We start from the raw sequence: 12675 nt of genomic DNA, 5'->3' as shown, positions 1-12675 counted from the left end.
GATCGCCGATGAGGCGTCTGGCCGAGCGCGCCTACGGGTGTGTGTCCGTGATCGCGATGACCTTGTCGAGGTGGTCCAGGGTGGCCTGCAGGTCGTCCATCTTGGCCTGGATGCGCTCGCGCTCGGCTCGCAGCATGGCTCGTTGCTCGGCGTCGGTGTGCCCGGAGTCCCAGCACGGCAGGAGTTCGCTGATCCTTCGGCTGGTGAGGCCGGCGGCGAACATCTGCTGGAAGAAGTGGACCAGGGGGATGGCGTCCTGTCGGTACAGGCGCTGGCCGGACGGGCTGCGCTCCGCGATGAGCAGCCCTTGCTGCTCGTAGTAGCGCACGGCTCGCACTGAGACGCCGGCACCTCGTGCCACCTCGCCGATGCGGATCAACCGCTCGGCCGCGGCCCCTGTGACAGTCATGGTGATTCCCCTCACCCCTGGCCCTCGCGCCAGCAGTTGCCTCTGACGCCAGCGTCAGGTTTTAGCGTACCGGTCATGGACATCAACAACTCCGTCGCCCTTGTCACCGGAGCCAACCGCGGCCTGGGCCGCGCCTTCGCCCAGCGCCTCCTCGAACGGGGCGCCCGCAAGGTCTACGCGACGGCCCGCCGTCCGGAGACCGTGGACCTGCCCGGGGTCGAGGTGCTGCCCCTCGACATCACCGATCCCGCATCCGTGAGGGCCGCCGCCGAGGCCGCCCCGGACGTCTCGCTCCTCGTCAACAACGCGGGAATCAGTACGGGGACCGACCTGGTGACCGGTTCGCTGGACGCGGTGCGGCACGAGCTGGAGACCAACATGTTCGGCCACCTGGGAATGATCCGGGAGTTCGCGCCGACGCTCGCCAGGAACGGCGGGGGCGCGATCGTCAACGTCCTCTCCGCCATGTCGTGGTTCGGGGGGAAGGGGGCCAATGCCTACCACCTGACCAAGGCCGCCGCCTGGGCCATGACCAACGGCGTCCGCCTGGAACTCGCCGAGCAGGGCACGCTCGTCACAGCGGTACACCTCGGCCTGGCCGACACCGACATGGCGGCGGGCTGGCCCGTGGACAAGATCGCTCCGTCGGATCTGGCGGACGCGGCGCTCGACGGTGTCGAGGCGGGCTCCGCCGAGGTCCTCGCCGACCAGTGGAGCCGGGACGTCAAGTCCCGTCTGCCGCTGGCGCCGGAAGAGTTCAACGCCGCAATGGGCCGCGCCTTGGCGGCGCTGATGGCGGCCTGAGGCGTCGGCCCTCTCAAGCCGGCACGCCTACTGCCACAGTACGGCGACCACAGCAGCTGGGTACCGTGCCGCGCGCGACCCCGTCTCCTGACCACGTCAGCAGGAGAGAAACCCTTGCGTGGACACCTCCACCGCCAAGTCCACCCGGCGCTACGCCGGCGTCCGCCGACCCGTGTCCACGTGCGCGAAGCGGCGCCCGGGCCTCGTAGGAGGCCGGGCGCCGCGTCAGTGGGCAGGTGGGACAAGGGCTACGGGGCGGTCACGCGCCCGTGCCGCCCGCGCCCCTGCGGCGGGTCACCATGAAGATCGCGCCGCCCGCTGCCACCAGGCCGGCCGCGCCGATGGCGATCGGGATGGCGTTGCCGCCGCCCGTCTCGGCGAGGTCGCCGGGGTCGCCGCCGTTGGGGGAGGGGGCGACCGGGGTGGAGTCCGAGGGGGACGGGGAGGGGGACGACTCGGTCTTCGGGGTGTCGTCGGCGGGCGGGTTCTCGTCCGCCGGGGGGTTCTCGTCGGCCGGCGGCTGCTCGTCGGCGGGCGGGTTCTCCTCGGCGGGCGGCTTCTCCTCCGTCGGCGGCTTCTCCTCCGTCGGCGGCTTCTCCTCCGCCGGCGGGTTCTCCTCGGCCGGGGGCTGCTCCGTCGTGCAGTCCTTCGTGCCGCCGTTCCAGGCCGCGATCAGCTTGTCCTTGATGACCGGGCGATCGGGGCCCTTGGGGACGTCGCCGTGCTCGAAGCCGTCCTTCGCGTCGAGCTTGCCGTCGAACTTCACGGCGCCCCGGTACAGGTCGATCTGGGCGTAGCAGCCCGCGTCGGGGACGGCGATGTCGAGGGAGTCCGTCGCACCCCGCTTGACCGTGACCGTGTCGAAGTCGACGAAGACCTGCTCGCCGGAGGTGGCGAAGGTCGGGCCGTGGGCGAGGTAGGACGCGAGGGAGACCGTGCAGGTCGTGGCGTCGGAGGCGGCGCGGACCTTGATGTGGACCTTGCCGTCGTCGCTGGGCTTGAGGTTCTGGTCGTCGAGCTTGACCCAGTCGGCGAACGTCACGCCGTCCAGCGAGAACTCGCAGCGGTCGGTCTCGGTGGCCGTGCCCGCGCCCTCGCCGGGGGCGTAGCTCTTCTTGCCCCAGCCGTCGCCGCCGGGGGTGCCGGTGGCGAAGGCCGGACCGGAGACCGCCGCGGTCAGCGCAAGAGCGGCGATGCCCGTCCCCACCAGGCGGCTCACGATGACACGTCTCGCTATGGACATGCAGATCCCATTCTCGAACTCGGAACGTCGGTACGTACGAGGCCCCTGGGCGCGGCGGCAGCACGGCAGCACGAGGCTGCCGGAGGCCGCGCCGGGGGTGAGTGGTCGTAGAAAACACCGGGCTCAGTGGTCACTTGAGCCGCAGGGTGTGGACATCGTTTACCAAGGGGTAAGGGCTGTCAACCTCGGGAAAGGCCGGTCGGGCTCGGGTCCTCGACGGCCCGTCAGGCACCTCCGCACCACGCGTGGGGCACGCACGGTGCACATATGGTGCACATATGGGGCACAAGGGGAATCAGTTCCTCCGGGAAACCATCAGGGCCTCACGCGCGCCCCAAGGCCAGGTCGCCCCTCCGCAAAGGGCTCACCAACTCACGTCTTCGCCCAAGGGAGTTGACAGGGGACGGATTTGACAAGCCGCCCGCCGCTCCCGACTCTACGTTCATGACATCCATTTTCATTATCGGCGTCGAGGGTGCCGCCGAGAGCGAGCGGGGTGACGGTCCGTGCGTGTGGCCTTCGTAGGCAAGGGCGGCAGCGGCAAGACGACGCTCTCCGCACTCTTCGCCCGGCACCTCGCCCGGTCGGGCGCGCCGCTCGTGGCGATCGACGGTGACATCAACCAGCACCTCGCGCACGCGCTCGGGCTGGACGAGGAGGCGAACTTCGGCGCCCCGCCGCTGAGTTCCCGCACCGGCGAGATCAAGGACCTGCTGCGCGGCACCAACCCGCGCATCGTCTCCCGGGAGGCGATGGTCAAGACGACCCCGCCCGGCCGGGGGTCACGCCTGCTGCGGCTCCTCGGCGACGACGACCTGCACGCCCGGCACGTCGAGCGCGTGGGCGACGTGCCGCTCATGGTCACCGGCGCCTTCGACGAGAGCGACCTCGGGGTGGCCTGCTACCACTCCAAGCTCGGCGCGGTGGAGCTGTACCTCAACCATCTCGTCGACGGGCCCGGTGAGTACGTCGTCGTCGACATGACCGCCGGCGCCGACGCCTTCGCCTCCGGGCTCTTCACCCGGTTCGACATGACCTTCCTGGTCGTGGAGCCGACACGGAAGAGCGTCTCCGTGTACCGGCAGTACCGGGAGCACGCCGCCGAGTTCGGCATCCCGATCGCGGTCGTCGGCAACAAGGTCACCGGCGAGGACGACCTGCTCTTCCTCAAGGAGCACGTGGGCGACGACCTGGTGGCGCACTGCGTGCAGTCGTCGTACGTCCGCGCGCAGGAACAGGGCCGGGAGCAGGGCGAGTTGGAGGCCCACAACCTGCACGCCCTGACCCGGTTGAAGGACGCCGTCGACGCCCGCACGAAGGACTGGGCCACGTTCCAGCGCCACGCCGTCGAGTTCCACCTCCGCAACGCCGCCGCCTGGGCCAACGACGCCACCGGGCACGACCTGGCCGCCCAGGTGGACCCCGAGTTCCGCCACGGACCGGAGGCGCTGGCCGCCACCGGGGCCACCACCCCCTCCGCAGTCTCCTTCTGATCAGAACAGGAACATCCATGTCGCTCGACGTCTCTCCGCAGCTGCTCGCCGATGCCGAGAAGGGCGAGGTGCGGGAGGAGGAGTTCGTGGAAACGGTGCGTACGTCGCTGCCGTACGCCTACGAGCTCATCGCCTCGCTCGTCGGTGAACTGCGGGCGGGTACCGCGCCGTTCGCCGACAACCAGACTCCGCCGCCGTCGGAGAAGGAGCGGGGCCAGCTGCTGCGGGCGCTGTCCAGCGACGCGATCCGGGGGAGCCTGGAGCGGCACTTCGGGGTGGCGCTCGCCTTCCAGAACTGCCACCGGGTGGCGGTCTTCCCGACCGAGGCGCGCGGCGGCGAGACGTACGCCCGCTTCACCTCGCTGCGGTCGCAGATTCTCAACCAGTCGCCGGAGTTCCGCGACTGCTGACCTCCGGGACGGCCGGCCGGGCTCGGACTGCCGGGCGGTCGGCCTGCCGCCGGGTGACAGGCACGAATCAGCCATCGACCGCCCCCTCCGCATCCCTCTCGCGGAGGGGGCGGTCGATTCCGCATGGGGGAGCTCAGGGGGCGCACAGGGGCGCATTAGCGGCGTACAGCTGCATCGGGGGCGGGAACGGGGGCGGCCGCGGGGGCGGCTTCGGGCTGGGCACGGGCGTGACTTCCTCCCCATTGCGCCCGATCTCTCCCCGAGCCCGCCCGAGCGTGACCGGTCCGGGCGGGCTCGGTGAGGGCGGTCGGGTGCCTGATGGGGGCTCGGCGGGACCTTGCCGGGCCCGGCGCGTGCCGGTTCGTACGCCCTGGCGTGCGGCCATGCGATATGCGCCGTCACAAGATGGCCTGCCTGCGATCACACAAGGTGAATAATGGGGCCTGAGGGCGTCTCAGCGACAGAGAGGGTCGCCGTGGGGACCGACAGGGACAGTGCCGTTTCCCGTCAGCGCTTCGACGTGGCCGACGCCGCGCCGTTGCTGATCGACGCGGACGGGTTCGTGACGAGCTGGACCCGGGACGCCGAGCGGCTCTTCGGGTATCCCGCGGCCGAGATCCTGGGCCGCAGCGTCCGGGCGCTCCTGTTCGACGAGGATGGCGAACGCATCGGTTCGCTGGCCGAAACCCATCGCGCCCTCGGCGGCTGGTCCGGCATCCTCACCGCCCGCCACCGCGACGGCCACCCCATCAAGGTGATGGTCCGCGTCGTCCCCACGCACGAGGCGTCGACACTCGCGCCGGGTCAGGCGGGGGAGGGGGCGCCTGCGGAGGGTGGGGCGCTTACGGAGGCAGGGGCGTCTTCGGCGAGTGCGGCGCCTTCGGCAGGCGGTTCCGGTTCGGCCGGTTCCGGTTCAACCGGTTCTGGTTCAGCCGGTTCGGCCGGTTCCGGTTCGGCCGGTTCGCGGGTCATCGGTCGTGACGTCGGTGCCCCGGCCTCGGCGGTGGTCCCCGGCGTCTGGCCCGCACCGCGTCCCGGATATCCCGACGCGCCCCGGAACGACGCGCCGTCCGAGCCCCCGAGCCGGTCCGCGACCTCGTCCGCGGCCGAGCGCGCCGCCGTTCGGGAGGCCAGTGCCGGTACCCGGACGGGGACGGCCCCCGGACACACGGGGAGCCCGCCCAAGCCCGCCCCGCCCCGGACCGCACCCGCCCGGCCCACATCCCCCCGAACCGCACCACCGGCGACGCAGGGCGCCCCCCAGCCGCCCGCATCCCCCACCGGCCGCGCCTGGCCTGCCGCCCGGCACTCCAGTGGCCCCACGGCCCGGCAGACCACCCCCGTGCCCGACTCCCCGCCCCCGACCGCCTCCCCGTCCGCCCGCCTGCCCTTCTCCCCCTCCCCGTCCCCGTCCGCCCCCGTACGCCCCTCTCCTTCGCCGTCCGCCCCGGCCTCCCCCTCCCTCGCCCCCGATCCCCTCAAGCCCGCCCACTGGGTCGCTCTGGTGTCCGATGCCACGCGAGCCCCCGGCTGGGACATGAGCCGGTCCGTGCTGGAGCGGATGACAGCGTGGTCGCCGGTCGGAATAGCGATCGTGGACACGGAACTGCGGTTCGTGTGGTCGAACGCGGCGTTGGAGCGGTTCGGCGGCGGCCGGGCGCACGAGAGGGTGGGGCTGCGGCTCGCGGAGGTGCAGCCGGGGCTGGACGCCGAGCGCATCGAGGCGCAGATGCGGCGGGTGCTGGAGTCGGGCGTCCCGGTGCTGGACTACGAGCACGTGGGCCGGGTGCGGTCCGCGCCGTACCGCGAGACCGCGCACGCGATGTCGTTCACCCGTCTGGAGGACGACCACGGGCGGCCCATCGGCGTGTACTACACGGTGGTCGACGTGTCGGAGCGGCACCGCGCCCGTACCCGGCTCGCCCTGCTGGACCGCGCCGGTGAGCACATCGGCCGCACCCTCGACGTACGGCGGACCGCGCAGGAGCTGGCGGACGTGGTGGTGCCGGCGCTCGCCGACTTCGTGACCGTGGACCTGCTGGACTCGGTGCTGCGCGGCGCCGAGCCGGGCGCGCTCGGCGACGGTTCCGTCCCCCTGCGGCGGGTCGCCCAGCAGTCCGTGCACGACGGGGTGCCGGAGGCCGACCTGGAGGTCGGCGCGGTCGCCTCCTACGCGGCCGGATCGCCCCCGGTGCGGGCGCTGGTCGACGGCCGTTCGTGGTCCGAGCCGCGGCTGGACCCCCTGTCGGCGGAGTGGGCGAGGACGGACCCGGGCCGGGCGGTGCCCGCGGAGGCGCTCGGACTGCACAGTGTGATGATCGTGCCGGTGCGGGCGCGCGGCATCACGCTCGGCATCACCACGTTCTTCCGGCGCGACCGGCTGGACCCGTTCGACGCGGTCGACCTGGGCCTCGCCGAGGAACTCGTCGGCCGGGCCGCGGTCTGCGTCGACAACGCCCGCCGGTACACGCGCGAGCGCGACGCCGCCCTGGTGCTCCAGCGCAGCCTGCTGCCGCGCCGGCTGCCCGAGCAGGACGCGGCCGAGGTCGCTGTCCGCTACCGGCCCGCCGACGAACTGACCGGCCTCGGCGGCGACTGGTACGACGTCATCCCGCTCTCGGGCGCCCGTGTCGCCCTCGTCGTCGGCGAGGTGGCCGGCCACGGCATCGACGGCGCCGCCGCCATGGGCCGCCTCCGTACGGCCGTACGCACCCTCGCCGACCTCGACCTGCCGCCGGACGAGGTGCTCGCCCACCTCGACGACATGGTGGCGAAGTCGGCGCGGCAGGAGGGCGCCGAGCCGGGCGGGGGCAGCGGCCAGACGGTCGGGGCGCGCTGTCTGTACGTCGTCCACGACCCGGTGTCCGGCAGGTGCGCCATGGCCACCGCCGGGCCGTTCGCCCCGGCCCTGGTCGCCCCGGACGGCACGGTCACCTTCCCCGAGCTTCCCGAGGGGCCTGCGCTGGGCGTGGACCAGCAGCCCTTCGAGGCGCTGGAACTGGACCTCCCCGAGGGCACCGTCATCGCCCTGCACACCGACGGGCTGCTCGCCCAGGCCTCCCGGGAGGCGCTGTGCCGCGCCCTGGCCCGACCCGAGCCCTCCCTCGAACGGCACGCCCAGCGCGTCCTGGACTCCCTCGCCCCGGCCCGCCCCACCGACGACGTCGCCCTCCTGCTGGCCCGCACCCGGCGGCTGCCCGCGCACCGGGTCGCGTCGTGGGAGCTGCCGGCCGATCCGGCGCTGGTCGCGGAGGCCCGCAAGACCACCTCGCGGCAGCTCGGGACCTGGGGGCTGGACGAGCTGGCGTTCACCACCGAACTGATCGTCAGCGAACTGGTCACCAACGCGATCCGGCACGCGGCCGGACCCATCAGGCTCCGGCTCGTCCTCGAACGCACCCTGATCTGCGAGGTCTTCGACGGCGGCGCCACCGCGCCCCACCTTCGCCACCCGCGCACGACCGACGAGGGCGGCCGCGGCCTGTTCCTGATCTCCCAGTTCACCCAGCGCTGGGGCACCCGCTTCCTGCCCGAGGGCAAGGTCATCTGGGCGGAACAGTCCCTGGCGGACCAGTCGACCCCGGATCCGACGACAGCCGGCCCGACCGGGCAACAGCTGACGACGACGGAGCAACGAACGACCGACGGCTGATCCGTCGGCCGCCCATCCGCCGGGCGGGGGAGCCCTCGCCGGGGGCGCCAGCGGCGGTCGGTCCGTCGGCGGCGGGTCCGTCGGCGCCCGGAGAGTCGCCCGCGGAACGGTCGGCAGCTGGGGAACCAGCCGGATAACAGGCGGCCGCAGCACGATCGACGGCCCGTCCCTGTCTCGCCCACCCCTCGGGAGGCCGTCCATCCGTAGTCGATCCGTCCGCGCCCGGAGAGTCGGCCGCGGAACGATCGGTGGGAGAAGAGGCCGCGGGGGTGGGACGGCGGGGCGAGGGGGACGAGGGGGCGGTCGGTCAGCCGATCGGGAGGCCAACTGGTCGGCTGCGTGCGGCAGGTCGGCAGATGGGCGGCTCGCCGGGCCGGCGGGTCGGCAGCGCGAGCCAGGCGCAGCAGGTCCGCCGATCAGCAGGCTGACGGGACAGTGGATGGCGGAAGAACAGGCAAGAAGCGCGGCGAAGCGATAGATCGGCGGATCGGCAGGCCAGCGGCGCCAGCGAGGCCGCAGACTGGCGGGGCAGCGGCTCGGCAAGGCGACAGCGTGCCCGATCGGCGGCCCGACGAAGCGACAGACCAGCGGCACGAGCGGCAGACCAGCGGATCGACGGATCGCCAGCACGAGCCAGGCGACACGCGACGGGGCAGCGGAACAGCGGAACGACAAGGCCAGAAGCTTCGGCGAAGCGATAGGCCGACGGATCGGCGACGCAGGGAGCCGCCAGCGCGGCCGCCAGCGGGCCGGACCCGTCGGTCGGCGCAGGGCCGGGCGGCGCGGCGGCGGCGCACTGTGCGGGTCGCGGCGACCCGGTCGGGCGGCGGTGCCCCAGCCGGTCCGGTCTAGCCGCAATCCGGCGGGTACGCCAACCGAGGCGCCCTCCGGTGAGCCGTCCGGGTGAACCCGCCGGGCGGGCTCCGGGCGCCCCACGACTCCACCAACCCCTCCCTCACCCCTCCCCTCCCCCGAATCTCCACATTTCCGACATCGCGCCTGGCGCGCTCGCCCCCTCCCGTGCCCCGTTCAGCCTGATTAGTGGCGGTTGGCACTTCATATGAATGCAGGGGTCGGCTTCGGGCACCGGGCTCCGTCGCCACGGCAGGACATCAGGGAGAAGAGGACGTGGTGAAGCGAAGAACACCGGGGGGTGTGGGTCTGGCCCTGGCCGTCACGGCGACGCTGGTGGTCGGACTGGCCGGTGAGGCGGCAGGCGCCGCACCCGGCACGAGTGGCACCGCGGACGGCAGGGCACCCGGCGACGGCAACGTGACCGTCCGGGTCGTCAACGAGGTGGACGCCGACGGGGCGTACGACCACGGTCTGGAGAAGGGCCGGCCCGGTGTGCGGGTCACGCTCACCGACGACCACGGCACCGTGGAGACCCGGACCACCAACGCGTACGGCGTCGCCTGGTTCCAACCGGCGGCCTCCGCGCTGCGCGGCGGCAAGTACCGCGTCCAGGCGTACAACCCCGACCCCCGCACCCTTCAGCCTGCCGTCGCGGGCCTCGGCACGGGATCGGGCGTCATGCGCAGCAGCGTCGGCTTCGTGGATGTCTCCGGGGGCCGCAGCACGACGTACACGACCGGCTTCTGGGAGCCGGGGGTCTACTGCCAGGAGAACCCGGACCTGGTGACCTGCAACCTGACGAAGGGTGACGCGCCCGACACCCACAAGGGCCTGGTGCGGTTCGCGGGGAACTTCTCCGACACCCACCCCGGCGGCACGGTCACCCGGCTGACCAACAACCAGCAGCAGGGGTCCGTGTTCGGCATCGGCAACGACCGGACCGGCAACACGTACATGGGCACGCTGGTCAAGCGGCACGCCGCGTACGGCCCGGCGGGCGCGACCAACACCATCTACCGCCGCAACAGCGCCTCCGGGGTGAGCACCTTCGTCACCCTGCCGGGCCTGCTGACCGAGCACGACGAGGCCGAGAACTGGCTGCGCGACAACCCGGTCTACAGCAGGGTCGGCCGGGAGGGCATCGGCGACGTCGACGTCTCCGGTGACGGCCACACCCTCTACGCGGTCAGCCTGAACGACTCCCGGCTCTACGCCGTGCCGATCCGCGGCACCGGCGACGGGGTCTACCCGGGCACCTACCGCTCGCACGTCATCCCCCGGCCGGAGGAGTGCGCCGGCCACTGGCACCCGTACGGCATCGGCGTGCGCGGCGGCCGAGTGCTCGTCGGCGGGGTGTGCGGTGCGGAGAACACCGTCACCAGGAGCGCCCCGTGGGGCGACCCCTCCCAGGTCACCTCGCACGTCTACGAGTTCACCCGGGGTTCGTTCCGCCCGCTGTTCCAGACGGCGATGAACTACCCGCGCGGCTGCGCGTACCGGTTCACCGGACCTCCCGCGACCGCCCCCCGCTGCGGCAAGCCCTCCACCGTCGGCAGCCCGCTGAGCGCCATGTGGGAGGCGTGGAACCAGCGCGTCCCCACACCCGGCCGCCTCTCCTTCGTCTCCGCGCCGCAGCCGATCCTGTCCAACATCGAGATCGCCGACAACGGCGACCTGATCCTCGGCTTCCGTGACCGGTTCGCCGACATGCAGGGCACGGCGACCTACCCCTTCAACGCCCACCGGACCACCCCCAAGGTCAGGGCCGTCGCCGCCGGTGACGTGCTGCGGGTGTGCGCGTCCGGTACGACGTACACGCTGGAGAACAACGCCCGGTGCGACGGGCTCTACGGCGCGCTCCCCCACAACGACGAGGGGCCGGGCCACGGCGAGTTCTACGCCGACTCGACCAGGCTCGCGGACACCCACGAGGACCAGGTCACCCAGGGCGGCACGGCCCTCCAGCCGTACCGGAACAAGCTGTGGAGCACGGTCCACGCCCCGTTCGACGAGCACCCCTGGGAGCAGGGCGTCCGCCGCTGGAACGCCACCAAGGGCAAGACCGAGGGCAACCTCCTGGTCCAGCGGACCTGGAGTGCCGACGCCGCGCAGCGCGCCATGCTGTTCGGAGAGGGCAACGGCCTCGCCGACCTGGAGCTGATCTGCGACCGGGCACCCGTCCAGGTCGGCAACCGCGTCTGGTTCGACACCGACGGCGACGGCATCCAGGACCCGTCCGAGCCGCCGGTCGAGGGCGTGAAGGTGACGCTCGACCCGACGTCGTCGTCCGGCCCCGACCTGGTGACGTACACCGACGCGAACGGCGAGTACTACGTCGGCAGCCAGAACCGGGGCAGGCTGCGGCCGAACACCACCTACCGGGTCTCCTTCGACCACAGCGGCGTCGACACGAACGCGCTGCCGGGCCGTCCGAGCCGCGCCTCACTCAAGTGGACGGTCAAGGGCGCCGGTTCCAACCGTGCGATCGACTCCGACGTCGACGCCCACGGCCGGACCACGGTCCGGGTCGGCGACCCCGGCCATGTGAACCACACGGTCGACGCCGGTCTCACCCAGCCGGTGCGGCTGACACTGCTGAAGCTCGACAAGAAGAGCGCCAAGCCCCTGGCCGGCGCGGTGTTCGAGCTGTGGCAGGACACCAACGGGGTCCGCGGCCTGCAGCGCCACGGCCTGAGGAAGGACCGGTTCGTCAACGACTGCGCCACCTCCCGCACCGGCCGCTGCTCCTTCGGCTCGCTCCTGCCCGGCACCTACCACCTGGTGGAGACGGACGTCCCCGAGGGCTACCTCAAGCCGAGGCGTCCGGTCACCGGGCCGTACGTCCTCACCCCGAGGAACGCCTCCCGGGGCAACGGGCTGTTGGTGAAGCTCCTCAACGCGCGGGGCGAGACCTGCAAGGGCAAGAAGTGCTGACGCCGGTGCCCGTTCGGCCCAGCAGGACGTCTCCGGGGCGGGCCGGATGCCGTATCTCTGGGAGGGGGTTCGGCGAGTGAGCGAGTACCGGAGGCCGCGTTGACACGACGAAGGACACGGAAGGCCGGCAGGACACAGAAGAGCCGGATACGTGTGGTCGCGGTGCTGTCGTCCGCCCTGCTGGGCTGGACGGCGGCACCCGCCGCCGCATCGGCGCCTGCCACGTCGACGCCCGCCGCGTCGGCGCCCGCCGCGGAGTGCACGGCGCGGACCGGCCCCTACCAGTGGGACCTGGAGCGCCACCTCAAGCTCCCTGCGGACGGCCGGCAGTCCACCGCCGACTGCGTGGCGATCCGCGCCTTCCAGCAGCGTGCGGGGGTGAAGCCGGCCGACGGCTACGCGGGCCTCGCCACCTACCGCACGCTGCTGGTGGTGCAGGCCCGCGCCAACCCGAACGCGGCCGGGAAGTGTCCGGTGCGGACGTACCAGGTGACGTGCGTGGACCTCGACCGGCAGCTGGTGTGGGTGCAGCGCGGGAAGCAGGTGATCTACGCGCCGGTTCCCGCGCGCACCGGCAGGGACGGTGAGGAGACCCGTACCGGCTGGCACACGGTCTACTGGAAGAACCGCGACCACTTCTCCGACCTGTACGACAACGCGCCGATGCCCTTCGCCCAGTTCTTCAACGACGGCCAGGCCTTCCACGGTGTCCTCGACGACCTCTTCCGCGGCGGCTCCCACGGCTGTGTGAACCTCCGCTACGCCGATGCCGAACGCCTGTGGCGCGTCATGCACGAGGGCGACGCGGTGTACATCTGGGGCGCCAAGCCGGGCACCTGGCGCTCGATGAGCCCGCCGGTCAGCCGTGGATGATC

The 12675-nt window shown here is 72.5% G+C and carries 8 protein-coding genes; 6 read left to right on the top strand and 2 right to left on the bottom strand.

Translation table 11 applies throughout. The features are described 5' to 3' along the window. Nucleotides 1–31 precede the first annotated feature (31 nt). Complete coding sequence (locus RM704_RS40125; protein ID WP_033530492.1) at nucleotides 32–409, bottom strand: MerR family DNA-binding transcriptional regulator; 378 nt, start codon at nucleotides 407–409, stop codon at nucleotides 32–34. Between the two features lie 75 nt (nucleotides 410–484). Here RM704_RS40125 and RM704_RS40120 point away from each other — a divergent pair, with 75 nt between their 5' ends. Further along, on the top strand, nucleotides 485–1213 hold the full coding sequence (locus RM704_RS40120) for an SDR family oxidoreductase (protein ID WP_311592804.1): 729 nt from the start codon (nucleotides 485–487) through the stop codon (nucleotides 1211–1213). A gap of 259 nt (nucleotides 1214–1472) precedes the next feature. Here the strand turns inward: RM704_RS40120 and RM704_RS40115 are convergent, their stop codons facing one another. Next, nucleotides 1473–2456 carry an LAETG motif-containing sortase-dependent surface protein gene (locus RM704_RS40115; RefSeq protein ID WP_033530493.1) on the bottom strand — a complete coding sequence of 328 codons (984 nt, stop codon included), beginning with the start codon at nucleotides 2454–2456 and terminating at the stop codon, nucleotides 1473–1475. A 506-nt stretch (nucleotides 2457–2962) separates the two neighbouring features. Here RM704_RS40115 and RM704_RS40110 point away from each other — a divergent pair. The 5 genes from RM704_RS40110 to RM704_RS40090 all read left to right on the top strand — a co-directional run bounded on the left by RM704_RS40110 (nucleotide 2963) and on the right by RM704_RS40090 (nucleotide 12673). Then, nucleotides 2963–3949 carry an ATP-binding protein gene (locus RM704_RS40110; protein ID WP_033530494.1) on the top strand — a complete coding sequence of 329 codons (987 nt, stop codon included), beginning with the start codon at nucleotides 2963–2965 and terminating at the stop codon, nucleotides 3947–3949. Between the two features lie 17 nt (nucleotides 3950–3966). Then, nucleotides 3967–4359: an SCO5389 family protein gene (locus RM704_RS40105; RefSeq protein WP_033530495.1), complete on the top strand. Its 393-nt coding sequence runs from the start codon at nucleotides 3967–3969 to the stop codon at nucleotides 4357–4359. 475 nt (nucleotides 4360–4834) lie between these two features. After that, nucleotides 4835–8011: a SpoIIE family protein phosphatase gene (locus RM704_RS40100; protein ID WP_311592800.1), complete on the top strand. Its 3177-nt coding sequence runs from the start codon at nucleotides 4835–4837 to the stop codon at nucleotides 8009–8011. A gap of 1128 nt (nucleotides 8012–9139) precedes the next feature. After that, complete coding sequence (locus RM704_RS40095; protein WP_311592798.1) at nucleotides 9140–11800, top strand: SdrD B-like domain-containing protein; 2661 nt, start codon at nucleotides 9140–9142, stop codon at nucleotides 11798–11800. 153 nt (nucleotides 11801–11953) lie between these two features. Beyond that, nucleotides 11954–12673: a L,D-transpeptidase family protein gene (locus RM704_RS40090; RefSeq protein WP_033530496.1), complete on the top strand. Its 720-nt coding sequence runs from the start codon at nucleotides 11954–11956 to the stop codon at nucleotides 12671–12673. The last annotated feature ends 2 nt before the right edge of the window (nucleotides 12674–12675 follow it).

Origin of the sequence: Streptomyces gottesmaniae (assembly GCF_031845845.1) — a bacterium.
Taxonomy (GTDB): domain Bacteria; phylum Actinomycetota; class Actinomycetes; order Streptomycetales; family Streptomycetaceae; genus Streptomyces; species Streptomyces akebiae.
This window is presented reverse-complemented; position numbering and strand designations above follow the sequence as displayed.